Origin of the sequence: Paucibacter sp. KBW04, assembly GCF_003852425.1 — a bacterium.
Lineage (GTDB): Bacteria > Pseudomonadota > Gammaproteobacteria > Burkholderiales > Burkholderiaceae_C > Paucibacter_A.
Window position 1 is genome coordinate 133569 of sequence record NZ_QAJN01000006.1, and the last position, 25923, is coordinate 159491.

A 25923-nucleotide genomic window follows, 5' to 3' on the forward strand; every position below is an offset into this window, starting at 1 on the left:
GGGGCTTTTTTCAAGAGTCCCCCGCAAGACCCATGGCTCGCCTGGCCCCAGGTGAAGCCGCTGCATTGCTCCCCGCAGTTTCAAACCAAGGTTCACACCATGTCCAAGTCCAAGTCCAGGCACCATGCGATCGCACACGCCCTCGCCCTGCTTTGCGGTGCCACCCTGCTCAGCGCTGGCCTGAGCACGCCAGCCCAGGCGCAGTCCAACGCCACGTCCACCATCTACGGCGAGGTGCCGCCAGGCCCGGGCCAGAGCATCGTGCTGAAGAATCTGGCCACCGGCATCCAGCGCGTACTAACGCCAGATGCCAACGGCAAATTTCAAGCCACCTCCATGCCGCCGGGCCGCTACCAGATCCGCCTGATGCGCGGCGATGTGCTGGAGAAGAGCCTGGAGGTCGAGGCCTTGGTGGGCCAGGGCGTGGAGGCCAGCTTCAGCCAGATCGAGCGCCTGGACGCGGTGCAGGTGACGGGCCAGATCAAACGCATCGATGTGTCCAACACCAATAACGGTGTGGTGCTGACGGCCAAAGAGCTGATCGCCCTGCCCTTGAAACAGACGGTGGCCGACATCATCCAGCTGGCGCCAGGCACCAATCGCTACACCAACTCGCAGTACGGCAATGCCGCCAGCTTCGGTGGCTCCGGGGCCTCGGAGAACGCCTTCTACATCAATGGCTTCCCGGTCACCAATCTGCTGACCCAGGTGGGCGCTTCGGAGCTGCCCTTTGGCGCCATCGCCAATGCCCAAATCTTGTCGGGCGGCTATGGTGCCGAGTTCGGCCGCGCTACCGGCGGCGTGGTCAATATCACCACCAAGAGCGGCTCCAACAACTGGGAAGTGGGAGGCAAGCTCTTCTTCGCGCCCAATAGCTTGCGCGGAACGCCCGACAACAGCTACTACCCCAATACCGGCGCCAACCCGCTGACCGACGGCAAGCTGCGCTACTTCAATGAGAAGAACAGCACCGACACCAAGGGCTATGGGCTCTACGCCGGGGGGCCGCTGATCAAGAACAAGCTGTTCGCCTTTGTGGCCCTGGAGCGCCAGCAGACCGACAGCGGCAGCATCTCGGCCACGCCCGATGTGCCCATCAACCCGGCCGGCTTCACCGAGAGCCGCAACACCGTGGACCGCGGCCTGTTGAAACTGGACTTTCACCTCAACGACGACCACCACTTCGAGTTCACCCGCATCCACGACGAGACGCGCGGCCAGAGCCGCTCCTTCGGCTTCAACTACAACACCATGGAGCGCGACTACGTCTACAAGAGTGGCCAGAGCACCGTCAACTGCTGCGGCGGCGGCTCGGCGCCGGGTGCCGACATCTCCATCCTCAAGTACACCGGCTATCTCACGGAGGACCTGACCGTCACCGCGCTCTACGGCGAGTCCGCCACCAAGCACACACGCCTGCCCGATAGCTACGACCCCAATATCCATCACATCAGCAGCACGGCCGCGACCCGCGTGCCCGGTCTGGTCTACCCGCTGGACCCGCAGACCGTGGGCGGCACCCTGCCCGCAGCGGACCAGGGCGACAGCCAAAAGGTCTTCCGCCTGGACTTCGAGTACCGCCTGGGCAAGCACTCGCTGCGTGCCGGCATCGACCACATCAAGGTGAACTCGGTGGTGGGCGAAACCCAGGCCGGCGGCTCCGCCTTCAACTACGGCCGTTTGAACGACCCGAACAAAAAGTTGACCGGCTTCATCGAGTCACCCGCCCAAGGAGGTGGTTACGGCGCCCAAGGCTATTACGTGGGCGAGAACGTGTTCTTCAATATCTCCAGGCCTAGCGGCACCCAATCGGCCCAGTACATCCAGGACCGCTACCAGATCAGCGACAACATCTTGCTCGACCTGGGCCTGCGCAATGAGAGCTTCAACAACAAGAACACCGACGGCAAGGACATGATCTCGCAGAAGCAGCAGATCGCGCCGCGCCTGGGCGCCAGCTGGGACTTCCATGGCGACGGCTCGCTCAAGCTCTTTGCCAATGCGGGCCGCTACCACCTGCCGGTGCCCTCCAATCTGACCAGCAATCTGGGCGTGCCCCGCACCAACTACACGACCTACTACACCTACACCGGCGTGGACCCGATCACCGGCCTGCCCACAGGCTTGCATGCCATCAGCGACAAGGTCTCCATCAACGGGCAGTTTGGCCAGTCCGTCGATCCCAAGACGGCGGTGGCCGAGGGCATTCGCCCGCTCTACCAAGACGAGATGAGCCTGGGCTTTGAGAAAGCCTTCTCGCCCCGCCTGAACTTCGGCGCCTCCTTCAACTACCGCAGCCTGCGCAGCACCAATGACGACACCTGCGACGCCGGCATCATTGCGGACTGGGCCAAGAAGAACAATGTGGACTTCGACGCCAGCAAGTTCCCCGGCTTCTGCACCGTTATCAACCCCGGTGAAGCCAATCGCCTGTGGGTGGATCTGAAGGGCGACGGCAAGCTGGTGGCCATCGACCTCAGCGCGGCCGATATGGGCCTGCCCAAGGTCAAGCGCACCTATGCCGCGCTGAACCTCTTTTTGGAGCACCCTTTCCGCGACGGCTGGTACGGCAAGCTCAACTACACCTACTCGCGCAGCCAGGGCAATAGCGAGGGCCAGGTGGACTCCATCGGCGGCGGTGATGTGGCCCTGACCACCAGTTCCGATCTGCGCTCGCTAATGCTCAACTCCGACGGCTATCTGCCCAATGACCACACCCATGTGATCAAGGCCTACGGCTTCTACCAGCTGACACCCGAGTGGATGCTGGGGGCCAATCTAAGCCTGACGTCGGGCAAGCCGCGCAACTGCCACGGCATGCTGCCCGCCAATGTGCCGGGCGACAACAGCTATGGCTCGGCCTATTGGTTTTGCGATGGCGTGGCAGCACCACGCGGCAGCATGGGACGCCTGCCCTGGCAAAAGCAGTTGGACATGAATCTGGCGTACTCACCTTCGCTCATCAAGGGCTTGAAGCTGCAGGTTGATGTCTTCAACGTCTTCGACGCGCGCACCGTCAGTGCCGTCAACGAGGTGCGCGAGGACGACAACGGCATCAGCAACACCTATCTCAGCATCAACGAGCGCCAGTCCCCGCGGGCCGCACGCCTGACGGCCAGCTACCAGCACCAGTTCTGAACGAAGTCCGGGGCCCGGTTTCCCCATGCCTCCATGGCCTCATGCCCGCCGGGGCTGGCAGCAGGCTTGTCGTTTCACTGAAAGAGAAGGAAATTGCCATGCATGAATTTCGATTTCATCGCCCACTCAAGCACCTGGCTTTGAGCCTGGCCCTGAGCGCATCGCTGGGCCTAATGGGCATCAGCAGCGCGCTTGCCGCGCCGGCAGCAGCAGCATCAACGGCAGCAGCCTCAAAGGCCACGGCACCGGTCGTCGCCCTCTCGGGCAATGCCTTCATCACCCAGTCCGCCGCCGATGCGCCCGAATGGATCGATGGTGCCCAGGGCTTGATGGATTGGAGCGATCCCAACACCGTCATCAGCACTTATGTGCGAGTCGCCCAGGCCGGCAAGTTCAATATCACCCTGCGCGGCAGCGCGCCACCCGGCAGCCTCAGCGATGTGAAGGTCACGGCCTTGGGCAAGAGCTTCAAGATACGCATGAACTCGGGCGCTACTCAGTTCAGCAGCCTGGCCACGGTGGACGTCACCGCACCCGGCTATGTGCGCATCGATGTGCAAGGCCTGAACCGGACCGGCCCGCAGTTCGGCACCCTCACCGACATCGTCTTGAACGGCACGGCCACGCCGGGTCTGATCTACGCCAATGACCCCAGCAATTTCTACTGGTCGCGGCGCGGGCCCTCGGTGCATCTGGGCTTCAATGTGCCGAGCAATACCGAGTATTTCTACAGCGAGTTGACCGTGCCGCAGGGCGAAGACACGCTCGGTTCCTACTACATGACCAACGGCAATTCTGAGAGCTATATGGGCATCCAGGTCAACGCGCCGGATGAGCGTTGGGTGCTGTTCTCGGTCTGGGATCCGGCCTCGGGCGCCACCCGTCTGGTCAGCAAGGGGCCTGATGTCATCGTCAACAACTTCGGCGGGGAAGGCACCGGCGGCCAGTCCCATTTGGTCTACCCCTGGGTGGCTGGCAATACCTATAAATTCATCACCCGCGTGCGGCCCGATGGCCTGGGCGCCACCAACTACTCCGCCTGGTTCTTCGCCCCCGAAGACGGCCGCTGGCACTTCATCGCCACCTGGCATCGGGAGAACACCACAACCTGGATGAAGGGGGTTTACTCCTTTGTGGAGAACTTCAATGTGGACAAAGGCTATCTGGGCCACCGTGCGCTGTTTGGTCAGCAATGGGCGGTGAGCAGCAGCGGCGTCTGGACCGAGATCAACAAGGCCTGGTACGACACCGACCCCACCGGCGACAACAAGCAACGCATGGACTTCGCCGGTGGCCTGGACGCCGGCAGCGGGCAGTTCTTCTTGCGCATGGGCGGCTTCTTCAACGAGACCGTGCCCTCACACCAAAACTTCATCCGCCCACTGACAGGCCGCAAGCCCACGGTGGATCTGAACACCCTGCCATGAGCTTGCGCCCCACCACTCTTGCCTCTTGGAGATCGATATGAAAACTCTTGTCAATTCACGCTTCAGCGCCGCGCTGGGTGGCCTGACCCTGCTCCTGGCTGCGGCCAGCACGAACGTCCAGGCCGCGAGCCTGCTCATCGATGTCTCCGGCATCGCCAGCCGGGATCTGCTGGGTTCCGGCGCCAACACCGTGCTGAGCTTCAATATCGGCGCCGGCAGCCATGTGACCGGCCTGAGCTGGGACCTCACGCTGCAGGCGACGAACCCGAGTTGGTTGTCCGAGATGCAGCTGAGCTTCTCGGGCTCGGACGCCACCGGCCCTGGCGTGCTTTTCACCCCAGGCTTGGGCAGCGATCAATCGGGCACGGCACAGTTCAGCGGGCAGTCCGACTGGAGGGTGCAGGGCCTGGACTTCAGCGTCGGTGCCGACGGCGTGCTACGCCTGGAATTCAGCGAGGCCGCCTCGGACGGCTTGGCGCCAGACGGCCTCTGGAAGTCCGGCCGGCTAAGCCTGGACTATGCGACCGCCGCGGTCCCGGAGCCCGCCAGCTATGGCCTGATGGGCTTGGGGCTGGTGCTGCTCCTGGGCACGCAGAAGCGCCGAGCAAGCAAGGGATGAGCGCGCACGGTATGAGCACGCCTGTGGGGGAATCCTCTTCCGCAGGCGCGCCCCAGGCTTGAGAATCCAGAGCCGGGCGCAGGCATCTGCCAGCGCCCGGCCTTCGGCGGCTCCTGCCACTCTCGTTCTCCAACAGGCCCTTTTTGAGCGCCCCGCCAGGCGCCAACCCAAGTCCACTGGACTTGCACCTTTGAATCAAGATGATGAAACGTAGAAGCTTTCTTTCTTCCGGTGCCGCACTGGGCACGCTCGCAACGCTGAGCAGCACGGGCCTGAGCCGCCCCGCTTTTGCCGCCGGCCGTACCCGCCTGCGCCTGGGCATGATAGGCACCGGCATGCGGGGTCAGGTCTTGCTACGCGAGCTGCTGCGTCGCGAAGATGTGGAAGTGGTCGCCCTGTGCGATATCGAGCCCATCATGCTGGGTCGGGCCATGGCCATGGTCGAGAAGGCCGGCAAGGCCAAGCCGCAGGCCTATGGCGAGTCGGGCGACAAGCTCGCCTACCGCAAGCTGCTGGAGCAAAAAGGCCTGGACGGCGTCATCATCGCCACCCCCTGGGAGCTGCATACGCCCATGGCGATTGATGCGATGAATGCCAAGGTGGCGGTGGGTTGCGAGGTGGTGGCCGGCATCACCTTACAAGACCACTGGGATGTGCTGCGCACCCAGCAACGCACCGGCACGCCTTACATGCTGCTGGAAAACGTCTGCTATCGCCGCGACGTGATGGCCGTGCTGCAGATGGTGCGCGCCGGCATGTTCGGCGAGTTGGTCCATCTGCAAGGCGGCTACCAACACGATTTGCGCGCGGTGAAGTTCAACTCGGGCGACCCGAGCAAGCCCTATGGCGGCGGCGTGGAAATCGGCGACAAGGCGTGGTCGGAGGCGCGCTGGCGCACCGAGCATTCGGTGCAACGCAATGGCGAGCTTTACCCCAGCCACGGCATCGGCCCTTGCGCGATGTTCACCAATATCCACCGCGGCAACCGCTTCACCCACATCAATGCCTTCGCCAGCAAGGCCCGCGGCCTGCAAGACTATGTGGGCAAGAAGATGGGGGCCAAGGATCACCCCAATGCCAAGCTCAAGTACAAGCTGGGCGATGTGGTCACCACCACCCTGGCCTGCGAAAACGGCGAAACCATTTTGCTGCAGCACGACACCTCGCTGCCCCGGCCCTATTCCCTGGGCTTCCGGGTGCAGGGCACGGATGGCCTGTGGATGGACCTCAACCACTCGGTGCATATCGAGGGCATCAGCAAGCCCCACCAGTGGGAAGACTTCCAGGCCTATCAGGACAAATTCGACCACCCGCTGTGGAAGAAGTACGCCGCAGCCGCCGAGGGCGCGGGCCACGGCGGCATGGACTTTTTCGTCATCCACGCCTTTGTCGAAGCCTTGAAGGCCGAAGCCCCCATGCCCATCGATGTGTACGACGCCGTGGCCTGGAGCGCCATCACGCCGCTGTCGGAGCAGTCCATCGCCGAAGGCTTCAAGACCTTGGCCTTCCCCGACTTCACCGAAGGCCTGTGGAAGAGCCGCAAGCCCATCTTCGCCTTTGGGGACAGTTACTGAGGCCTGGCGCGATGCACGCGGACGGGCAGCGCTGGCGCGAACCAGCCGGCAACGCCCATCCGCCGATAGCCCCGCACATGCCCGCACTTTGACGGGCTGTCGCAAGCCGGGAGCATGGCTGAGCCTGAAGTCCTAATCTGGGGGCATCGACATCACCCATGCCTCAGGCAGGCTCGCCATGACCACTCAAGCCCGCAGATCCTTACGACTACCCACCCTGCTCTTCAGCCTGCTCTCCGCTACCCTGGCTCTGAGCCACGCGGCATCCGCTGCCGAGAGCAAGACGGAAGGGCTGAACCTGGGGCTGGAACTCCGCGCCTCCACCGACAGCGCGGACATAGGACTGCCGATTTACCCCGGCGCGATCCAACGCAAAGAGCAGGGTGAGGAAAACAAAGGCCTGGCCATGGGGTTCTGGTCGAATAGCTTTGGTTTCAAGCTTGCGGTGCAAAAGTACAGCAGCAAGGACTCGGTCGACGCCATTGCACGCGTCTACCTTGATGCCATGAGCGCCTACGGTAAGCCACTGGTTTGCGAAGGGAAGAAGGGGAGTGCCGAGGCGGTCAGCAAAGGTGGCGAGATGACGGCCAGCAAAAAGGACAAGCCCCTGAACTGCGAGGACTCCAGCCCCAAACCAGGCGGCCGACTGTTCAAGGTCGGCACGGAGAATCAACAGCGAGCGGTGTCGATCTACCCCGTGGGCGAGCGCGTCTTCATTGACCTCGTGCGAATCGACATCAAGCACTAAAAGCCACGCGATCAGAATGAGGACCTACAACGCAAAAAGCCGACCCTAGGGATCGGCTTTTCTTTGGCGCCCAAAACAAACCCGTGGGTGTTTTGAAAATTGGTTGCGGGGGCAGGATTTGAACCTACGACCTTTGGGTTATGAGCCCAACGAGCTACCAGACTGCTCCACCCCGCGACTGATTGTTATCAGAAGCGAAAGCCGCCCAAATGCTCATCAAAGCTGGCGGCTTGCGTTCTACAAGTCTTATCGACTTGCTCGGCGTTCTTGCAAACGCCTTGTATTCACTTGCATCCGGCCACTGGCATGACCGAACAAAATTCTTGGTTGCGGGGGCAGGATTTGAACCTACGACCTTTGGGTTATGAGCCCAACGAGCTACCAGACTGCTCCACCCCGCGACTGAAGCTAGCAGTATAGCGCACTTTTATGCAAAGCGTTAGAGGCCCGCTGCATTTAGTGAAGAAAGAAAGCGCTCGGCGTTCTGGAAGCCGATGACGCGCACGCCGGACTGCTCCTGGCCCTGGGCATCAAAGAAGATGATGCCGGGCGGGCCGAAGAGCTTGAAGCGTTTCAGCAATTCCCTATCGGCCGGGCTATTAGCCGTCACATCGGCCTTCAGCAGCAAGGCGCCAGCCAGGCGCTGACGCACGGCCGGGTCGCTGAAGGTGAAGCGCTCCATCTCCTTGCAGGACACGCACCAGTCGGCGTAGAAGTCCAGCATCACCGGGCGACCGGCCTTGGCCACGGCTTCGTCCAGTTCGGCGACGCTGCGGACCTTTTGGAACTGCAACTCACCAGTGGCCTCACCACCGGCCGCCAAGGTCTTGGCCTCCACGCGGCCCAAGCCAGCCAGCGGCTTGAGAGTGTCGGTGCCGCCCGCAGCCGCGCCCACCAATTGCAGCAGGCCGTAAACCATGGCGATCACCGCCACCGTCTTGCGCAACCAGGTGCGCGGACGATGCACCGCATGGGCCGGCTGGAAGATCCCCAGCATGGCCGAGCTGCCGATCAGCAAAGCACCCCAAAGAGCTTGGGCCAGGGCCGGGGCCAACACGGGTTGAACCGTCCACAGGGCAACAGCCAGCAAGAGCATGCCGAAGAAATGCTTGACGCCATCCATCCAGGCACCTGCGCGTGGCAGCAAACTGCCAGCCGAAGCGCCCAACAAAAGTAAGGGCACGCTCATGCCGCAAGCCAGGGCGAACAGAGCACTGCCACCCAGCAACACATCGCGGGTCTGGCTCAGGTAAAGCAAGGCGCCGGCCAGCGGAGCCGCCACGCAAGGGCTAACGATCAAAGCCGACACGCCCCCCATCACAAAGACGCCGAAGAAGCGGCCGGCAGGCAGACGCTGCGACGCTTGCGACAAGCCGCCCGTCAAACCGGCGGGCAGTTGCAACTCGTACGCACCGAACATGGACAAGGAGAACAGCACCAAGGCCGCGGCGAAGGCCGCCAAAACCCAGGGCTTTTGCAGCGTTGCGGCCAGACCTTCTCCCGCCAGGCCTGCCGCCACACCCAGAGCGGTGTAGACCAGCGCCATGCCCAGGGAATAGCTGATGGCCAGAAGCAGGCCTCGGCTGCGTGTCGTCTTTCCGCCCGAGCCCACGATGATGGAGGACAGAATAGGCAACATGGGCAAGACGCAAGGCGTCAGCGACAAGAGCAGACCAGCCACGAAGAACACGCCCACCACCGTCCAGAAACGGCCAGATTGCAAGGCGGCATCGAGGCGACTGGATTCGGAAGCGGGCACGGCTTGAGCGTCGCTCTGCGCCACTGAGGCCTCGGGCAAAGCCGCAGGAGCGCTTTGCTCCGCCGGAGAGCTCAGCGCACCCGTAAGAGGATCGCCGCCTTCAAGCCGTTTGACCTGGCCATCCCCGCCAAAGTCAGCCAGGCTGAGCTCGAAATGCGCGGTCATCGGGGGATAGCACAAGCCCTTGTCCGCACAGCCTTGCCCCGTCACCGCCAGCTTGAACTTGCCATTGGCCTGAGTCACCGGCACCTGCACATTCAAAGCCTCGCGATAGACCTCCACGGTCTTCTGAAAGGTTTCGTCAAACTTGGTCTTGCCCGCAGGCAGAACCGGCTCCCCCAAGCTGGCGCCGGTGGCCTCGAGCTTGAACTGCTCACGGTACATGTAGTAGCCGGGCGCGATCTCAAAATTGACGGTGAGCTTGTTACCGTCCAGGGCCTTGACGCTCAGCTTGAAGGCCTGTTCGGGCTCCAAGAAATCGTCGGCGCGGACTTGGCCGGCCAGACCCAGCATAGAGAGAAGGCCCACAAAGCCCATCAGGGCCAGCGTTTTGAACTTATGGAGATGAAGAGTCATGAAGCATGCCCTGCGCCCGAATTCGGCCCAGAGCTGTAAGCGTGAGGTTTGGGCCGTGAGCTTAAACGGATTCGGCCCAGTTTTGACGTGCGCAAAGTTATTGCCCTTGCCGCCGCTCGCCCAAATTGCTGGGCAAAACGCGAGCGGAGACCGGCCCAGACCTTAAGCGAGCAAAAAAAAGGCCAGCGAAACGCTGGCCTTTCAAATCAACCCATGAGGCTAGCAGCTTGCGCTGCGCGCCTCAGAGTTCTATTTCTTATTCGGCCGCTTCGCCAGCGGTCTCGCCTTCGGCGCGATCCACCAGTTCAACATAGGCCATGGGTGCGTTGTCGCCAACACGGAAGCCCATCTTCAGGATGCGGGTGTAGCCGCCAGGACGAGCCTTGAAACGGGGACCCAGCTCATTGAAGAGCTTGGTGACCATGTCGCGATCACGCAGACGGTCGAAAGCCAGGCGGCGATTTGCCAGCGTGGGTTCCTTGGCCAAGGTGATCAGGGGCTCGACAACGCGACGCAGTTCCTTGGCCTTGGGGACCGTGGTCTTGATTGCTTCGTGTTGCAGCAGCGAGTTGCACATATTGCGCAACATTGCTTTGCGGTGTTCGCTCGTACGGTTGAGCTTACGGAGGCCGTTACGGTGACGCATGGTGCTTATCCTTTCCTTGATTAATCGCCAGCAGCCGTATCAGGTACTGCCGGGTGCACCGGACTGAGCTTGTCAGGGCTCAGCCCACTTACTTCTTCACTACAAATTCAATGCAGGAACAGACGTTGAACGATCAACGCTTGTCCAGACCTTGCGGGGGCCAGTTTTCCAGGCGTGCGCCCAGAGTCAGACCGCGCGAAGCCAGCACTTCCTTGATTTCGTTGAGCGACTTGCGACCCAGATTCGGGGTCTTCAGCAACTCGGTCTCGGTGCGCTGGATCAGGTCGCCGATGTAATAGATGTTCTCTGCCTTCAGGCAGTTGGCCGAACGAACGGTCAACTCGAGCTCATCCACAGGGCGCAGCAGGATCGGGTCGAAGCTGCTGGAACGCTGAGCCGGCTGGTCAAAGGCATCGACCAGGTCGGTACCTTGCAGCTGTGCAAACACGGCCAGTTGTTCAACCAGGATCTTGGCCGAAGCACGGATCGCTTCCTCGGGCGAAATAGCGCCGTTGGTTTCGATTTCCATGACCAGCTTGTCCAGATCGGTACGCTGCTCAACGCGAGCGTTCTCGACGGCGTAGCTGACGCGACGCACGGGCGAGAAGGAAGCGTCCAGAACGATGCGGCCAATCGACTTGGTCGGCTCATCGCCGTAGCGACGCATCGTGCCAGGCACATAGCCACGGCCCTTTTCAACCTTGATCTGCATGTCCAGCTTGCCGCCTTGCGACAGGTGGGCGATGACGTGCTCAGGGTTGATGATCTCGACGTCATGCGGCGTCTGGATGTCGGCTGCCGTCACCGGGCCTTCACCTTCCTTGCGCAGAACCAGGGTCACTTCTTCACGGTTGTGCAGACGGAACACCACGCCCTTGAGGTTCAACATGATGTGAACCACGTCTTCTTGCACGCCATCGATGGCCGAGTACTCGTGCAAGACGCCAGCAATGGTCACTTCCGTCGGCGCATAACCCACCATCGAAGACAGCAGCACACGACGCAGAGCATTGCCCAGCGTATGACCATAGCCGCGTTCGAACGGTTCCAGCGTTACCTTCGCGCGATGACCGCCGAGGGGCTCCACATTGATGGATTTGGGTTTGAGCAGATTGGTTTGCATGAGGTCTTTCTTTCAATACCCTCGGTTCGTTACACCGATAAGGCTGAGGGACCAACCGGGCAGAGCCGCAGGGTGGCCTAGCCCAGACGAGGGAACGCCGACAGTGCCAGTGAAGGCGCCGTCGGCAACAGCGAAACGATTAACGCGAGTACAACTCAACGATCAGCGATTCGTTGATCTCAGCACCGAACTCATCACGGTCAGGTGCCTTCTTGAACACACCTTCCAGCTTGGTAGCGTCAACAGCAACCCAAGCCGGCAGGCCGATGGACTCGGCCAGCTTCAGAGCTTCGGTGATGCGCAGCTGCTTCTTCGCCTTTTCACGGACGGCAACGGTGTCGCCAGCCTTGACCGAGTAAGAAGCGATGTTGACGACTTCACCGTTCACGGTGATGCCCTTGTGCGACACGAGCTGACGTGCTTCAGCGCGGGTCGAGCCGAAGCCCATGCGATAGACGACGTTGTCCAGACGCGATTCCAGCAGCGAAAGCAGGTTGGTGCCGGTCGAACCCTTGCGGCGCTCGGCTTCGGCGAAGTAGCGGCGGAACTGACGCTCCAAGACGCCGTACATGCGCTTGACCTTCTGCTTTTCACGCAGCTGCAGACCGAAGTCGGAGGTGCGCTGACCCGAGGTGCGGCCGTGTTGACCGGGCTTGGAGTCGAACTTTGCCTTGTCGCTGATCGGGCGGCGTGCGCTCTTCAGGAACAGGTCGGTGCCTTCACGGCGGGAAAGTTTGGCCTTGGGGCCGAGATAACGTGCCACTTTGCGTGTCCTTATTCAATCTGACGCACGCCCTGCCCGCTCTCAAAAAGCTTGCAAGAAATACGCGAGTCCGGCCAGTGTTTTTATCGGCTCGGACGGTGGTCTTAAAAACTCAGCTACCTGCGGATCTGTGCCTAAACACAACCCAAAAACAGTGCAACAAAGCTTCAACGAAACGGCCGGCGCGGCACTTGCGTGCCCGCCGGCGCGGGAAAAACAGCGATTATCGCATCTTTCGCATCAAAGGGACAAGACCCTTAGATACGACGACGCTTTTGCGGACGGCAGCCGTTGTGCGGCACGGGTGTCACATCAGAGATCGAGTTGATCCGGATGCCCAGTGCGCCCAGAGCGCGGACCGAAGACTCACGACCAGGACCGGGGCCCTTGATCTTGACGTCCAGGTTCTTGATGCCCTGGTCTTGAGCGGCACGGCCGGCCACTTCAGCAGCGACCTGCGCAGCAAAAGGAGTCGACTTGCGCGAGCCCTTGAAGCCTTGTCCGCCGCTGGAAGCCCAGGACAGAGCGCCGCCTTGGCGATCGGTGATCGTGATGATCGTGTTATTGAACGACGCGTGAACGTGTGCAATGCCATCGGCGACGTTCTTGCGAACCTTCTTGCGAACGCGCTGCGCAGCCGAGTTATTGGGTGCTTTTGCCATCTTGACCTTCTTTCAATGCTTAGCGCAGATCACTTCTTGCCCGTAGCGGCCGACTTGCGCGGGCCCTTACGAGTGCGAGCGTTCGTGCGGGTGCGCTGACCGCGCATCGGCAGACCGCGGCGATGACGGAAACCACGGTAGCAACCGAGGTCCATCAAACGCTTGATGTTGATCGACATCTCGCGGCGCAGATCGCCTTCGATGGTCATGCGGCCCACTTCGTCACGGATCTTTTCCAGATCAGCGTCGGTGAGGTCCTTGACCTTCTTGTCGAACGGGATACCGCAAGTCGTGCAGATCTTCTGGGCGGTCGTACGGCCAATGCCGTAGATCGAGGTCAGACCGATCTCAGTGTGCTTTTGCGGCGGAATATTAATACCAGCAATACGTGCCATTTGCGTCCTCTAATTCGCTCGTGTCGTGCAGCAATCAGCCTTGACGCTGTTTGTGGCGCGGATCGGTACAGATCACACGCACCACGCCCTTGCGACGGATGATCTTGCAATTGCGGCACATCTGCTTGACGGATGCCGAAACTTTCATGGTCTGCTCCTTGACCTACTCAAAAGCGCTCACAGCGCATAACCGGGGAAAAGATAAGCTCACTTCGCCCGGAACACGATGCGAGCACGACTCAAATCGTACGGGGTTAGTTCTACGGTGACCTTATCACCTGGCAAGATACGGATGTAATGCATACGCATCTTGCCCGAGATGTGGCCGAGAACGACATGCCCGTTCTCCAGCTTCACACGAAACGTAGCATTAGGAAGATTCTCAAGAATCTCGCCTTGCATCTGAATGACGTCGTCTTTCGCCATGCCTTCGTTTCTGTTCTGATGGATCTTGGTTAAACGTTGACTCAGCTTTTCAGCTGGCCTTGAAATTCGACTTCTTCAGCAGTGATTCGTACTGCTGACTCATCACGTAAGACTGCACTTGAGCCCAGAAGTCCATGGTGACCACAACAATGATCAACAAGGAGGTGCCACCGAAATAGAAAGGCACGTTGTACTTCAAGGTCAAGAACTCAGGCAACAAGCACACACCAGTGATGTAGATGGCGCCGGCCAAAGTCAAACGGGACAGGATCTTGTCAATATGCTTCGCAGTTTGCTCACCCGGGCGGATGCCTGGGATGAACGCACCACTCTTCTTCAGGTTGTCTGCTGTCTCGCGGCTGTTAAACACCAGAGCCGTGTAGAAGAAGCAGAAGAACACGATGGCCGAAGCATACAGGAGCACATAAATGGGCTGACCTGGGTGCAACATATCCGCAATGTTCTTCAACCAGCGCATGCTGTCACCGGTAGCGAACCAACTCACCATGGTGGTCGGCAGCAGGATGATCGACGATGCGAAGATCGGCGGGATCACGCCCGACATGTTCAGCTTCAGCGGCAGGTGCGAGCTCTGACCACCGTAGACCTTGTTCCCCACCTGGCGCTTGGCGTAGTTCACCAAGATCTTGCGCTGACCGCGCTCGACAAACACCACCAGATACGTCACCGCGACCACAACAGCCACAATGAACAGCGAAGAAACAGGACCCATGGCGCCGGTCTGCACCAGGCCCAACAAACCACCAATAGCACCCGGCAAACCTGCGGCGATACCGCCAAAGATCAGGATCGAAATCCCGTTGCCTAAGCCACGCTCGGTAATCTGCTCACCCAGCCACATCAGGAACATCGTGCCGGCAACCAGACTGGAGACTGCCGTGAGGCGGAATCCGAATCCAGGGCTGATCACCAGACCAGCCGAGCTTTCCAAAGCCAGAGCAATGCTCAGCGATTGGAAAATTGCCAGGCCCAAAGTGCCGTAGCGCGTGTACTGCGTAATCTTGCGACGCCCTGCTTCGCCTTCCTTCTTCAGCGCTTCCAAAGCCGGCACCACATAAGTCATCAACTGGATGACGATGGAGGCCGAAATGTAGGGCGTGATGCCCAGCGCGAAGACGGTGAAGCGCGACAGCGCACCGCCCGAAAACATATTGAACAGGGACAGGATGCCACCTTCCTGACCCTTGAAGAACTGCTTCAGCTGGCCAGGATCGATACCGGGCACGGGGATATGCGCCCCGATGCGGTAGACGACAAGCGCCAGCAGAAGAAACACAAGGCGGCGACGCAAGTCGCCGAACTTGCCGCTCTTGGCCAGTTGGTTTGCGTTGGTAGCCACTGTGCCCCGTTCCGTTCTACTTAGATGATCGAGCCGCCAGCGGCTTCAATCGCAGCCTTAGCGCCGGCCGTTGCAGACACGCCCTTCAGCGTGACCTTGCGGCTGATGGAGCCAGACAGAATGACCTTGGCGTTCCGGGCCAGTTCAGGCACCAGACCGACAGCCTTCAGCGTCAACAGGTCGATCTCGTCGGCCACCAGCGCTTGCAGGTCGTCGAGGTTGATCTCAGCGTTGAACTTCAGCGTGGTCGACTTGAAACCGCGCTTAGGCAGGCGGCGCTGCAGAGGCATTTGACCGCCTTCGAAGCCCACCTTGTGGTAGCCGCCAGCACGCGACTTTTGACCCTTGTGACCGCGACCGCAGGTCTTGCCCAGACCGGAGCCGATGCCACGGCCCACACGACGCTTCGAATGCTTGGCGCCAGCTGCGGGTTGAATGGTATTGAGTTGCATCTTCTTGTCCTCAGTTCGTGACGGTGCTTACAGCACCTGCACGAGGTAGGCGATCTTGTTGATCATGCCGCGAACCGCAGGCGTGTCTTCCAACACGCTGGTGCTGTTCAGCTTGCGCAAGCCGAGGCCAACCACGGTGGCACGGTGCGAAGCACGGGTACCGATGGGGCTGCGAACCAGCTTGACAGTTACAGTTTTCTTGTCAGACATGTGTCTCTCCAGTACAGCCGATTCAGCCGAGAATTTCTTCGACCGACTTGCCGCGCTTGGCTGCGACTTGCGTAGCCGTGGTGGAACGCTTCAGAGCATCCAGGGTGGCGCGAACCAGGTTGTACGGGTTGGTCGAACCGTGGCTCTTGGTCACGATATCGGTCACGCCCATCACTTCGAAGACTGCACGCATCGGGCCGCCGGCGATGACGCCGGTACCAGCCGAAGCAGGCACCATCATCACGTGGGAAGCACCGTGCTCGCCCACCACATTGTGGTGGATCGAACCGTTGCGCAGATCGACCTTGAACATGTTGCGGCGAGCAGATTCCATCGCCTTTTGCACGGCGACAGGAACTTCCTTCGCCTTGCCCTTGCCCATGCCGATACGACCAGCGCCATCACCGACCACCGTCAGAGCAGCGAAAGACAGCGTACGGCCGCCCTTCACAACTTTGGTGACGCGGTTGATCGCGATCATCTTTTCCTTCAGGCCGTCGTCATTGCCTTCGGTCTGAACGCGGGGTTGAAACTTTGCCATTTCGAATTCCTTTTTGCGTCAGAACTGCAGGCCGGCTTCGCGGGCTGCTTCGGCCAGGGCCTTGATACGGCCGTGGTAAGCAAAGCCTGCGCGGTCGAATGCAACCTTTTCCACGCCAACAGCCTTGGCCTTCTCGGCGATCAGCTTGCCAATCAGGGTAGCGGCAGCGACGTTGCCGCCCTTGCCCGAACCGCCGAGTTGTTCGCGGACAGCCTTCTCGGCCGTCGAAGCGCTGGCCAGCACACGAGTGCCGTCGTCGGAAATGACGGAGGCGTAGATGTGCAGGTTGGAGCGGAACACCGTCAAGCGCACAACGCGCTGGATGGCGATGCGAGCACGGGTCTGACGCGAGCGACGGATGCGCTGTTCTTTTTTGGTCAACATTGCGCTGCTCCTTACTTCTTCTTGGTCTCTTTGAGAGAGACCTTCTCGTCGGAATAGCGGATGCCCTTGCCCTTATAAGGCTCGGGCGGACGGAAGGCGCGCACTTCTGCAGCAACCTGGCCGACCACTTGGGCGTCCGCGCCCTTGATCAGAATTTCGGTCTGGGTGGGGCACTCAACCTTGATGCCAGCCGGCATATCCTTCACCACAGGGTGAGAGTAGCCGATTTGCAGATTGAGCTTTTGGCCCGTAGCCTGGGCACGGAAGCCCACGCCAACCAGGTTCAGCTTGCGCTCGAAACCCTTGCTGACGCCAGTGACCATATTGGCCACCAGAGCGCGAACGGTGCCGCTCATGGCGCCGGCAGCAGCCGACTCGTCGTTAGGAACGAAGCTCAGCTTGCCGGCTTCGTTCTTGATCGACACCAGGCTATGGATCGGACGCACCAGCGTTCCGAGCGAGCCCTTGACGCTGATTTGCTCAGCGGTAACGGTCACGTCCACACCTTGCGGGATGGCGACCGGCATTTTTCCAACGCGGGACATTGTTATATCTCCTTGCGCTTAGGCGACGTAGCAGAGCACTTCGCCGCCGATACCGGCTTGACGTGCTTTGCGGTCCGTCATCACACCTTGCGGCGTGGTGACAATCGCCACACCCAGGCCATTCATGACCTGAGGGATGTCGTGGCGGCCCTTGTAAATGCGCAGGCCGGGACGGCTCACGCGTTCGATGCGCTCGATCACCGGCTTACCGCCGTAATACTTCAGCGAAATCTCCAGCTCAGGGCGGGCGGCTTCGCCACGCACTGCGAAACTGTCGATATAGCCTTCGTCCTTCAGGACTTTGGCGATCGCCACTTTCAACTTCGAGGACGGCATCACGACGCTGACCTTCTCAACGCTCTGGGCGTTGCGAATACGGGTCAGCATGTCGGCGATAGGATCACTCATGCTCATTTGCGATATCTCCTAATCGTGCCGATTACCAGCTAGCCTTGACGACACCGGGGATGTCGCCCTTGAAGGCCAGCTCGCGAATCTTGTTACGGCCCAAACCGAACTTGCGGAAGGTACCGCGAGGACGCCCAGTCAACGCGCAGCGGTTACGCTGACGAGTCGGGTAGGCATTGCGGGGCAGCTTCTGCAGCTCCAAACGAGCAACATAACGCTCTTCGTCCGACTTCTTGGCATCGTTAGCGATGCCCTTCAGTTCCGCATACTTCTTTGCATACTTAGCTACCAGCGCGTCGCGCTTGAGCTCACGTTGCTTCAGTGATGTTTTTGCCACGGGTCACCTCAGTTCTTGAACGGAAACTTGAATGCAGCCAGCAGGGCCTTGCACTCGTCGTCCGTCTTGGCGGAAGTGGTGATGCTGATGTTCAGCCCACGCAGCGCATCCACCTTGTCGTAGTCGATCTCAGGGAAGATGATCTGTTCTTTGACGCCAATGTTGTAGTTACCACGGCCGTCAAACGAACGACCCGAGATACCACGGAAGTCACGCACACGCGGCAGAGCGATGGTGACAAAGCGATCCAGGAATTCGTACATCTGCACACCGCGCAGAGTCACCATGCAGCCGATAGGCACGCCGTCACGAATCTTGAAGCCGGCAATTGCCTTCTTCGACTTCGTCACGACAGGCTTTTGACCTGCAATCTTGGTCAGATCACCCACAGCGTGGTCCATGACCTTCTTGTCGGCGACTGCTTCGCTCACACCCATGTTCAGGGTGATCTTGGTGATGCGAGGCACTTCCATGACCGACGTGTAACCAAACTTCTCAGTGAGGCTTGGCACAACTTTTTCGCGATAAAACGCTTGCAAACGAGCCATGTCGAACCCCTTAAGCCTTGATCTCTTCGCCGGTCGACTTGAAGACGCGCACCTTCTTGCCATCAGCTGCGAGCTTGATGCCCACGCGATCGGCCTTGCCGGATGCGGCGTTAAAAATCGCCACGTTGGATTGATGAATAGGCATTGTCTTGTCGACGACGCCGCCAGTCGTACCCTTCATGGGGTTCGGCTTGACGTGCTTCTTGACGACATTCACACCTTCTACAACGATGTGATCGGCATCAATGCGCTGCGCAACTGCGCCACGCTTGCCCTTGTCGCGACCGGTCAAAACAATGACTTGGTCGCCTGTACGAATCTTGTTCATGGCAGTACCTTTGACTGTGACCGAGCTCAGAGAACCTCTGGCGCCAGCGACACGATCTTCATGAAACGCTCGGTACGCAGTTCACGCGTCACGGGTCCGAAGATGCGAGTGCCGATAGGCTCCAGCTTGGCATTCAGCAGCACGGCGGCATTGCCGTCGAACTTCACCAGCGAGCCGTCTTGACGACGAACACCCTTGGCGGTACGAACGACCACAGCGCTGTAAACCTCACCCTTTTTCACTCGGGCACGAGGAGCAGCTTCTTTGATGCTGACCTTGATAATGTCGCCAATGCCTGCGTACCGACGCTTGGAACCACCAAGCACCTTGATACACATGACGGACTTAGCGCCAGTGTTGTCCGCGACGTCGAGTCGCGATTGCATTTGAATCATGTCTATCCCCAACTTTTCCCAAATCACCCGAAACACAAAAAGCGCATCGGAGTCATCGGTCAGTCTTGGGCCCGTTGACCAAACACAAGACTGGATTCACTTCCGTGAGGGTCTTGCGCTCAGCAGTTGAGGGCGGATCCGAGGCCTTAACGCACCACTTGATGCGCCTTGCGTTCGGCGAAGCTTTAGATTGTGCACTGGACGCACCGCTTGCGTCAAGCACTTTCTCTAAAGTATTTAGGGCGCCGCAGCAAATCGCGCCGCGCCCTGCTCTTTCAGGCCATCAGTTGGCCTGCGCTTGCACCAACATGGTGGCGGCGTCGCTGACCTCGAACTTGGCAGGAGCCTCGATGTTCAGCGTCTTGACTTGGCCATTCACCAGCAGCATCGAGTAGCGCTGCGAGCGCAGACCCATACCACGCGAACCCAGGTCTAGGGTCAAACCGGTGGCCTTGGTGAACTCGGCGCTGCCGTCAGCCAGCATGCGGATCTTGCCGGCGGTTTGTTGATCACGCGCCCAGGCACCCATCACAAATGCGTCGTTGACGGAGACACACCAGATCTCATCCACACCTGCCGCCGCCAACGCGTCAGCTTGAGCTTTGTAGCCAGGCACGTGCTGGGCAGAGCAAGTTGGGGTGAAGGCGCCAGGCAGCGCGAAGACCGCAATCTTCTTGCCTGCAACCGCCGCGGCAACGTCGACCGCATTCGGGCCCAGCGAGCAACCATTGCCCTCGACTTCGACAAACTCATACAGCGTGCCGCCAGGCACCTGATCGCCAACTTTCAACATAGAGATTCCTTTTGTTTGTAGTCACAGGCCGTCAAGGCACTGTGAGTTCTTGGAGGCAAAAAAAACGGCCGGACGCTAGTATTCCAGCGTTCCGACCGTTTGATGCAGAGCACGGCACAAGACCGTACTAAGCAAACGTCTTCAAAAACCTATCAGACGACTTCAGCCTTCTCGACCAGGCGGGTCACAACCCAGCTCTTGGTCTTGGACAGAGGACGGCCTTCGGCGATCTCGACCACATCACCCATCTTGTACTCGCCCTTTTCGTCGTGGGCGTGGTACTTGCGGGAACGGGCAACGATCTTGCCGTAGAGCTCGTGCTTGGCACGACGCTCGATCAGCACGGTCACCGTCTTGGCGCGCTTGTCGCTGACCACACGACCGATCAGGGTACGTGTGTTCTTTTCTTGAGCTTGCGTCATTTCGCGGCTCCCTTCTTCTTCTCGTTCAAGATGGTCTTGACGCGAGCGATGTCACGGCGCGTGTTGCCCAGAACAGTGTGATTGCTCAACTGTTGAGTGGCTTTTTGCATGCGCAGGCCGAAATGGGCCTTGAGCAGATCGGTCACTTCCTTTTCCAAGGCAGCGACATCCTTGCCACGCAGTTCAGATGCTTTCATGGTGTTCTCCGCTTCAGGTGCCGACCTGGCGCGTCACGAAGGTGCAGCTCAAAGGCAGCTTTGCAGCCGCCAGAGTGAACGCTTCGCGAGCCAGGGCTTCCGGCACACCGTTGATCTCGTAGAGCACCTTGCCAGGCTGAATCTCAGCGACGTAGTACTCTGGGTTGCCCTTACCGTTACCCATACGGACTTCGGCGGGCTTCTGGGAGATCGGCTTGTCCGGGAAGATGCGGATGAAGATACGACCACCGCGCTTGATGTGGCGCGAGATTGCACGACGTGCAGCTTCGATCTGACGAGCCGTCAAACGGCCGCGCTCGGTTGCCTTCAGGCCGAATTCGCCAAAAGACACCGCAGCACCACGGGTAGCAACACCCGTGTTACGACCCTTTTGCTCCTTGCGATATTTGCGACGAGCTGGTTGCAGCATGTTTATTCTCCTTTGGCCTCGCCGCCAGCAGGAGCGGCCTTGCGGACCACTCGCTTGGCTGCGGGCTGAGCTGCGTCACCGGTGGAGGCCGGCTTGTCGCCACCTTCACCACGCGGGCCACGGTCACCACCGGGGCGGCCACGGCCGCTCGGTGCGCCAGGACGGGTGTTGCGACGTGGGCGACGATCATCTTCACCAGCTTCGCTCTTGATCACGGGTGCATCGCCATTGGCGAGGCGGTCACCGCGATAGACCCAGACCTTGACACCGATGATGCCGTAGGTCGTGCTGGCTTCAGAGAAACCGTAGTCAATGTCAGCCTTCAGGGTGTGCAGGGGCACACGGCCTTCGCGGTACCACTCGCAACGAGCGATTTCGATACCGTTCAGACGACCCGACGACATGATCTTGATGCCCTGAGCGCCCAAACGCATAGCGTTCTGCATCGCACGCTTCATGGCGCGACGGAACATGATGCGCTTTTCCAGCTGCTGGGTGATCGAGTCAGCGATCAGTTGAGCATCGATTTCAGGCTTGCGCACTTCTTCGATGTTCACTGCCACCGGCACGCCCAGACGCTTGGTCAGCTCGGCCTTCAGGTTTTCGATGTCTTCGCCCTTCTTGCCGATCACCACACCCGGACGTGCCGAGAAGATGGTGATACGAGCGTTCTTAGCAGGACGCTCGATCAGAATGCGCGAAACGGCGGCATTCTTCAGCTTGGTCTTCAGGTATTCGCGAACTTGCAGATCTTCGGCCAGCATGGTGGCGAAGTTCTTGTTCGACGCGTACCAACGCGAAGCCCAGTTACGGGTGACTGGCAGTCGAAAGCCAGTCGGATGGATTTTTTGTCCCATAGTCTTCCTTCAGCCTTCAGTTGCCGACCGACACGAAGATGTGGCACGTGGGCTTGCTGATGCGATTGCCACGGCCTTTGGCACGGGCAGAGAAGCGCTTCAGCGTAGCACCTTGTTCCACATAAATAGTGGTGACCTTCAGTTCATCAATATCAGCGCCGTCGTTGTGCTCGGCGTTGGCGATGGCGCTTTCCAGCGCCTTCTTGATGATGACGGCAGCCTTCTTCTGGGTAAATTCCAGGATGTTCAGCGCGTGGTCCACCTTCTTGCCGCGGATCAGGTCTGCCACCAGGCGGCCCTTGTCACACGAAAGACGAACACCGCGAACGATTGCTTTGGTTTCCATCGTTGGCATCCTTACTTCTTCCCAGCCTTCTTGTCGGCCGGGTGGCCTTTGAAGGTGCGGGTCAGTGCGAATTCACCCAGCTTGTGGCCGACCATTTGGTCCGACACATAAACTGGCACGTGTTGCTTGCCGTTGTGCACTGCGATCGTCAGGCCGATGAATTCGGGCAGGATCGTCGAGCGACGCGACCAAGTCTTGATAGGCTTTTTGTCCTTGTTGGCCACAGCCTTCTCGACCTTAGCCAAGAGGTGATGGTCAATGAACGGGCCCTTCTTCAATGAACGAGTCATGGCCTACCCTTTACTTCTTGCGACGCGAAACGATGAACGTCTGCGTGCGCTTGTTGTTACGAGTGCGGAAGCCCTTCGTGAGGGTGTTCCACGGCGACACAGGCGCCTGGCCCTCGCCGGTACGACCTTCACCACCACCGTGCGGGTGATCCACCGGGTTCATGGCGGTACCACGAACGGTCGGACGAATACCCTTCCAACGGATGGCACCGGCCTTGCCGTACTGGCGCAGCTGATGTTCTTCGTTCGACACTTCACCAATGGTGGCGCGGCAGTCGATGTGGATGCGACGGACTTCGCCCGAACGCAGGCGCAGCTGAGCGTAAACGCCTTCGCGAGCCATCAGAACCACGGAGACACCAGCGGAACGAGCGATCTGAGCACCCTTACCCGGCAGCATTTCCACGCAGTGGATCGTCGAACCCACGGGGATGTTGCGGATAGGCAGCGTGTTGCCGGCCTTGATCGGGGCTTCCGCACCGCTCAAGATCGTTGCACCCACTTCCAGACCACGGGGAGCGATGATGTAGCGACGCTCGCCGTCGGCATAGCACACCAGAGCGATGTGGGCCGTACGGTTGGGGTCGTACTCAATCGTCTCAACCTTGGCCGGAATACCGTCCTTGTTGCGCTTGAAGTCGACCACACGGTAGTGGTGCTTATGACCACCGCCCTTGTGGCGAATCGTGATGTGACCGTTGTTGTTACGGCCAGAATTCTGGATTTGCGGCTCAAGCAGAGCTGCATGGGGCGCGCCCTTGTGCAGATGCGAGTGCACCACCTTCACGACGGCACGGCGGCCGGGTGACGTTGGTTTGACTTTAACGACGGCCATTACGCAGCCTCCCCGGAGAAGTTGAGCTCTTGGCCCGCCTTCAGCGACACGTACGCCTTCTTGACGTGATCGCGACGACCGATGGAACGACCAAAGCGCTTGACCTTGCCCTTGACCTGAACAACGTTCACGGCCTCAACCTCGACCTTGAACATCAGTTCAACAGCGGCCTTGATTTCGGGCTTGGTGGCGTCACGCAAGACCTTGAACAACACTTGGTTGTGCTTCTCAGCAACTGCCGTGGCCTTTTCGGACACGATAGGCGCCAGCAGCACCGAGGCCAGACGGCCTTCAGAATAAGTTTTCACAGCGCTCATGCCAGCATCTCCTGGAGTTGCTCCATTGCGGCCTTGGTCACCAGCACCTTCTTGTAGAAGACCAGTGACAGCGGATCGGCATAACGCGGCTCGCAAACCAGCACATTGGCCAGATTGCGCGATGCCAGCGCCAGGTTGTCGTCCACTTGGTCGGCGATCAACATCACCGACTCCAGACCCATGGCCTTGAACTTAGCGGCCAGCAGCTTGGTCTTGGGGGCTTCGAGGGAAATCGAATCCACCACGGCCAGGCGGCCTTCGCGAGCCAGCTGCGACAAGATGGCGGCCATACCGGCGCGGTACATCTTCTTGTTCAGCTTGTGCGTGAAGTTCTCATCCGGCATGTTCGGGAAAATCCGACCGCCCCCGCGCCACAGCGGCGAAGACGTCATACCGGCACGTGCACGACCCGTTCCCTTTTGACGGAAAGGCTTCTTGGTCGAGTGCTTGACTTGTTCGCGGTCCTTCTGGGCGCGAGTGCCTTGGCGAGCGTTGGCCTGGAAGGCCACGACCACCTGGTGCACCAGGGCTTCGTTGTAATCGCGAGCAAACAGCGTGTCAGGAGCATCCACCTTGGCAGTGGCCTGACCTTGCTCATTCAGGAGCTCGAGCTGCATCAGTTGGCTCCCTTCTTGACCTTGACCTTGACTGCGGGACGCACGACCACATGGCCGTTCTTCGCGCCCGGAACAGCACCGCGAACCAGCAGCAGTTGACGAGCTTCGTCAACGCGCACGATGTCCAGGTTCTGCACGCTGACAGTCACGTCACCCAGGTGGCCCGACATCTTCTTGCCAGGGAACACACGACCGGGATCCTGGGCCATCGAGATGGAGCCAGGCACATTGTGCGAACGGCTGTTACCGTGGGACGCACGCTGCGAGTGGAAGTTGTGACGCTTGATGGTGCCTTCGAAGCCCTTGCCGATAGAGGTGCCTTGCACATCCACCAACTGACCCGCTGCGAACAGCGAGACCGGCACTTGCGCACCCAGCTTGTATTCGGCGGCGACTTCAGCGGCAACGCGGAATTCGCTCATCACACGACCGGCTTCAACACCTGCCTTGGCAAGGTGGCCGGCTTCCGGCTTGGTCACGCGCGATGCTTTGCGCGAACCGAACACCACCTGAATGGCGGTGTAGCCGTCGTTTTCTACGGTCTTGATCTGGGACACGCGGTTGTCGGACACATCGAGCACCGTCACAGGCACGGCATCGCCGTCGTCCGTGAAGATGCGCATCATGCCCACCTTGCGGCCCAGCAATCCGAGACGATTGCTTAGACTCATGGTTTTCTCCAGCCCCACAGGATTTCCCTGGAAGCCATTTACAAACACCCGACAACGATTGGCCGGGGCGACCTCGACATCGGAAATTCCGCTTTTGACCCGGGCTTTCACCCGATGCCGCAGCTTTTTACCGATGCGAAAAATCCCGCACTGGAATAGACCAACGCGGGAAAGCTTGCGAGTATAGCGCGCACTAGGGCTTTCACGCAAGCGCAAGCTGAGACTGCAACAAAAAAGGGCAACCTTTCGGCTGCCCTTGTCGCTGATCGCTCTTTTGAGCGACAAGCTGACGAGAACTCCTTCAACGACTGTGTCGATGCAAGAGCCTCATCGTGTTGCCTTTACTGCAACTTGATTTCGACGTCCACGCCAGCCGGCAGGTCCAGCTTCATCAGAGCGTCAACCGTCTTGTCGGTCGGGTCAACGATGTCCATCAGACGCTGGTGGGTGCGGATTTCGAACTGGTCGCGCGAAGTCTTGTTGACGTGCGGCGAACGCAGGATGTCGAAACGCTGCATGCGGGTCGGCAGAGGCACGGGGCCCTTGACGATCGCGCCAGTGCGCTTGGCGGTTTCAACGATTTCCGCGGCCGATTGGTCGATCAGCTTGTAATCAAATGCCTTCAGGCGGATGCGGATCTTTTGCTTTTGCATGACGATTCCTTCAAAGAACGAGCGGCTAGACCGAAAGGCCCTTTACCGCGATGTTGGTGAAGCCTGGCTTCTGAAAAATCAGCAGCCAGGCCGGTCACGCAAAAGACTTAGGCCAGGATGGTCGCAACCAC

At 59.9% G+C, this 25923-nt stretch carries 36 protein-coding genes and 2 tRNA genes; 5 read left to right on the forward strand and 33 right to left on the reverse strand.

All coding sequences use genetic code 11. The features are described 5' to 3' along the window. Positions 1-99: 99 nt before the first annotated feature. The 5 genes from DBR47_RS08030 to DBR47_RS08050 all read left to right on the forward strand — a co-directional run bounded on the left by DBR47_RS08030 (position 100) and on the right by DBR47_RS08050 (position 7506). Positions 100-3138, forward strand: a complete 3039-nt coding sequence (locus DBR47_RS08030) for a TonB-dependent receptor (protein WP_124448767.1) — start codon at positions 100-102, stop codon at positions 3136-3138. A 98-nt stretch (positions 3139-3236) separates the two neighbouring features. After that, positions 3237-4565 carry a DUF3472 domain-containing protein gene (locus DBR47_RS08035; RefSeq protein ID WP_124448769.1) on the forward strand — a complete coding sequence of 443 codons (1329 nt, stop codon included), beginning with the start codon at positions 3237-3239 and terminating at the stop codon, positions 4563-4565. A gap of 37 nt (positions 4566-4602) precedes the next feature. Next, positions 4603-5184 carry a PEP-CTERM sorting domain-containing protein gene (locus tag DBR47_RS08040; protein ID WP_124448771.1) on the forward strand — a complete coding sequence of 194 codons (582 nt, stop codon included), beginning with the start codon at positions 4603-4605 and terminating at the stop codon, positions 5182-5184. Between the two features lie 203 nt (positions 5185-5387). Then, the gene (locus DBR47_RS08045) at positions 5388-6758 is read left to right on the forward strand and encodes a Gfo/Idh/MocA family protein (protein WP_124448774.1); all 1371 of its coding nucleotides are present in this window, start codon (positions 5388-5390) and stop codon (positions 6756-6758) included. A 178-nt stretch (positions 6759-6936) separates the two neighbouring features. Further along, positions 6937-7506 carry a hypothetical protein gene (locus DBR47_RS08050; RefSeq protein WP_124448776.1) on the forward strand — a complete coding sequence of 190 codons (570 nt, stop codon included), beginning with the start codon at positions 6937-6939 and terminating at the stop codon, positions 7504-7506. A gap of 100 nt (positions 7507-7606) precedes the next feature. On the opposite strand, the gene DBR47_RS08055 is transcribed toward DBR47_RS08050, so the two are convergent. The 33 genes from DBR47_RS08055 to rpsJ all read right to left on the reverse strand — a co-directional run bounded on the left by DBR47_RS08055 (position 7607) and on the right by rpsJ (position 25792). Continuing rightward, positions 7607-7683 (reverse strand) — tRNA-Met (locus DBR47_RS08055). A gap of 147 nt (positions 7684-7830) precedes the next feature. Further along, positions 7831-7907: transfer RNA gene (locus tag DBR47_RS08060), tRNA-Met, on the reverse strand. 38 nt (positions 7908-7945) lie between these two features. After that, positions 7946-9841 (reverse strand): protein-disulfide reductase DsbD, encoded by a 1896-nt coding sequence (dsbD, locus tag DBR47_RS08065; protein WP_197046936.1) that lies wholly within the window; start codon positions 9839-9841, stop codon positions 7946-7948. Between the two features lie 256 nt (positions 9842-10097). Beyond that, positions 10098-10487 (reverse strand): 50S ribosomal protein L17, encoded by a 390-nt coding sequence (gene rplQ, locus DBR47_RS08070; RefSeq protein ID WP_124448778.1) that lies wholly within the window; start codon positions 10485-10487, stop codon positions 10098-10100. Positions 10488-10620: 133 nt separating this feature from the next. Beyond that, a complete protein-coding gene (locus DBR47_RS08075) occupies positions 10621-11610 on the reverse strand; it encodes a DNA-directed RNA polymerase subunit alpha (protein ID WP_124448780.1) in 990 nt (329 codons plus the stop codon). A gap of 139 nt (positions 11611-11749) precedes the next feature. Continuing rightward, positions 11750-12373 carry a 30S ribosomal protein S4 gene (rpsD, locus tag DBR47_RS08080; protein ID WP_124448782.1) on the reverse strand — a complete coding sequence of 208 codons (624 nt, stop codon included), beginning with the start codon at positions 12371-12373 and terminating at the stop codon, positions 11750-11752. 257 nt (positions 12374-12630) lie between these two features. Continuing rightward, positions 12631-13035 carry a 30S ribosomal protein S11 gene (gene rpsK / locus DBR47_RS08085; RefSeq protein ID WP_058721926.1) on the reverse strand — a complete coding sequence of 135 codons (405 nt, stop codon included), beginning with the start codon at positions 13033-13035 and terminating at the stop codon, positions 12631-12633. A gap of 29 nt (positions 13036-13064) precedes the next feature. Beyond that, the gene (rpsM, locus tag DBR47_RS08090) at positions 13065-13430 is read right to left on the reverse strand and encodes a 30S ribosomal protein S13 (RefSeq protein ID WP_124448784.1); all 366 of its coding nucleotides are present in this window, start codon (positions 13428-13430) and stop codon (positions 13065-13067) included. Between the two features lie 34 nt (positions 13431-13464). Continuing rightward, positions 13465-13578, reverse strand: coding sequence for a 50S ribosomal protein L36 (gene rpmJ, locus DBR47_RS08095; RefSeq protein ID WP_056194202.1), 114 nt, complete (start codon positions 13576-13578; stop codon positions 13465-13467). Positions 13579-13637: 59 nt separating this feature from the next. Next, positions 13638-13856, reverse strand: a complete 219-nt coding sequence (gene infA, locus DBR47_RS08100) for a translation initiation factor IF-1 (RefSeq protein WP_009855680.1) — start codon at positions 13854-13856, stop codon at positions 13638-13640. Between the two features lie 49 nt (positions 13857-13905). Continuing rightward, positions 13906-15216: a preprotein translocase subunit SecY gene (secY, locus tag DBR47_RS08105; protein WP_058721924.1), complete on the reverse strand. Its 1311-nt coding sequence runs from the start codon at positions 15214-15216 to the stop codon at positions 13906-13908. Positions 15217-15236: 20 nt separating this feature from the next. Continuing rightward, positions 15237-15668 (reverse strand): 50S ribosomal protein L15, encoded by a 432-nt coding sequence (gene rplO / locus DBR47_RS08110; RefSeq protein ID WP_124448786.1) that lies wholly within the window; start codon positions 15666-15668, stop codon positions 15237-15239. 27 nt (positions 15669-15695) lie between these two features. After that, a complete protein-coding gene (gene rpmD, locus DBR47_RS08115; RefSeq protein WP_102766033.1) occupies positions 15696-15878 on the reverse strand; it encodes a 50S ribosomal protein L30 in 183 nt (60 codons plus the stop codon). 22 nt (positions 15879-15900) lie between these two features. Continuing rightward, entirely contained in the window at positions 15901-16419 is a 519-nt protein-coding gene (gene rpsE, locus DBR47_RS08120) for a 30S ribosomal protein S5 (protein ID WP_124448788.1), read from the reverse strand. Positions 16420-16437: 18 nt separating this feature from the next. Next, complete coding sequence (rplR, locus tag DBR47_RS08125) at positions 16438-16803, reverse strand: 50S ribosomal protein L18 (RefSeq protein WP_124448790.1); 366 nt, start codon at positions 16801-16803, stop codon at positions 16438-16440. A gap of 11 nt (positions 16804-16814) precedes the next feature. After that, a complete protein-coding gene (gene rplF, locus DBR47_RS08130) occupies positions 16815-17348 on the reverse strand; it encodes a 50S ribosomal protein L6 (protein WP_124448792.1) in 534 nt (177 codons plus the stop codon). An 18-nt stretch (positions 17349-17366) separates the two neighbouring features. After that, positions 17367-17762 (reverse strand): 30S ribosomal protein S8, encoded by a 396-nt coding sequence (rpsH, locus tag DBR47_RS08135; RefSeq protein ID WP_058721918.1) that lies wholly within the window; start codon positions 17760-17762, stop codon positions 17367-17369. 25 nt (positions 17763-17787) lie between these two features. Continuing rightward, positions 17788-18093, reverse strand: coding sequence for a 30S ribosomal protein S14 (gene rpsN / locus DBR47_RS08140; protein ID WP_058721917.1), 306 nt, complete (start codon positions 18091-18093; stop codon positions 17788-17790). Between the two features lie 8 nt (positions 18094-18101). Next, entirely contained in the window at positions 18102-18641 is a 540-nt protein-coding gene (gene rplE / locus DBR47_RS08145; RefSeq protein WP_124448794.1) for a 50S ribosomal protein L5, read from the reverse strand. Positions 18642-18651: 10 nt separating this feature from the next. Further along, positions 18652-18969 carry a 50S ribosomal protein L24 gene (gene rplX, locus DBR47_RS08150; RefSeq protein WP_124448796.1) on the reverse strand — a complete coding sequence of 106 codons (318 nt, stop codon included), beginning with the start codon at positions 18967-18969 and terminating at the stop codon, positions 18652-18654. 26 nt (positions 18970-18995) lie between these two features. Beyond that, positions 18996-19364 (reverse strand): 50S ribosomal protein L14, encoded by a 369-nt coding sequence (gene rplN, locus DBR47_RS08155; protein ID WP_058721914.1) that lies wholly within the window; start codon positions 19362-19364, stop codon positions 18996-18998. A 283-nt stretch (positions 19365-19647) separates the two neighbouring features. Next, positions 19648-20157 carry a peroxiredoxin gene (locus tag DBR47_RS08160; protein WP_124448798.1) on the reverse strand — a complete coding sequence of 170 codons (510 nt, stop codon included), beginning with the start codon at positions 20155-20157 and terminating at the stop codon, positions 19648-19650. A gap of 152 nt (positions 20158-20309) precedes the next feature. Beyond that, on the reverse strand, positions 20310-20579 hold the full coding sequence (gene rpsQ / locus DBR47_RS08165) for a 30S ribosomal protein S17 (protein WP_124448800.1): 270 nt from the start codon (positions 20577-20579) through the stop codon (positions 20310-20312). Continuing rightward, positions 20576-20776: a 50S ribosomal protein L29 gene (gene rpmC, locus DBR47_RS08170; protein ID WP_058721911.1), complete on the reverse strand. Its 201-nt coding sequence runs from the start codon at positions 20774-20776 to the stop codon at positions 20576-20578. Before rpmC ends, rpsQ begins: the two co-directional genes overlap by 4 nt. Positions 20777-20789: 13 nt before the next feature. Beyond that, entirely contained in the window at positions 20790-21206 is a 417-nt protein-coding gene (gene rplP, locus DBR47_RS08175; protein WP_124448802.1) for a 50S ribosomal protein L16, read from the reverse strand. A gap of 2 nt (positions 21207-21208) precedes the next feature. After that, complete coding sequence (gene rpsC, locus DBR47_RS08180) at positions 21209-22063, reverse strand: 30S ribosomal protein S3 (protein ID WP_124448804.1); 855 nt, start codon at positions 22061-22063, stop codon at positions 21209-21211. Positions 22064-22079: 16 nt separating this feature from the next. Then, entirely contained in the window at positions 22080-22409 is a 330-nt protein-coding gene (rplV, locus tag DBR47_RS08185; protein ID WP_058721908.1) for a 50S ribosomal protein L22, read from the reverse strand. Between the two features lie 11 nt (positions 22410-22420). Next, positions 22421-22699, reverse strand: coding sequence for a 30S ribosomal protein S19 (gene rpsS / locus DBR47_RS08190; RefSeq protein ID WP_058721907.1), 279 nt, complete (start codon positions 22697-22699; stop codon positions 22421-22423). A gap of 10 nt (positions 22700-22709) precedes the next feature. Then, the gene (gene rplB, locus DBR47_RS08195) at positions 22710-23534 is read right to left on the reverse strand and encodes a 50S ribosomal protein L2 (RefSeq protein ID WP_124448806.1); all 825 of its coding nucleotides are present in this window, start codon (positions 23532-23534) and stop codon (positions 22710-22712) included. Continuing rightward, positions 23534-23851 carry a 50S ribosomal protein L23 gene (gene rplW / locus DBR47_RS08200; RefSeq protein ID WP_124448808.1) on the reverse strand — a complete coding sequence of 106 codons (318 nt, stop codon included), beginning with the start codon at positions 23849-23851 and terminating at the stop codon, positions 23534-23536. Before rplW ends, rplB begins: the two co-directional genes overlap by 1 nt. Continuing rightward, positions 23848-24468 (reverse strand): 50S ribosomal protein L4, encoded by a 621-nt coding sequence (rplD, locus tag DBR47_RS08205; RefSeq protein ID WP_124448810.1) that lies wholly within the window; start codon positions 24466-24468, stop codon positions 23848-23850. The genes rplW and rplD overlap by 4 nt, the downstream gene beginning before the upstream one ends. Further along, positions 24468-25139, reverse strand: coding sequence for a 50S ribosomal protein L3 (rplC, locus tag DBR47_RS08210; RefSeq protein ID WP_058721903.1), 672 nt, complete (start codon positions 25137-25139; stop codon positions 24468-24470). Before rplC ends, rplD begins: the two co-directional genes overlap by 1 nt. 341 nt (positions 25140-25480) lie before the next feature. Continuing rightward, positions 25481-25792, reverse strand: coding sequence for a 30S ribosomal protein S10 (rpsJ, locus tag DBR47_RS08215; RefSeq protein WP_058721902.1), 312 nt, complete (start codon positions 25790-25792; stop codon positions 25481-25483). Between the last annotated feature and the right edge of the window lie 131 nt (positions 25793-25923).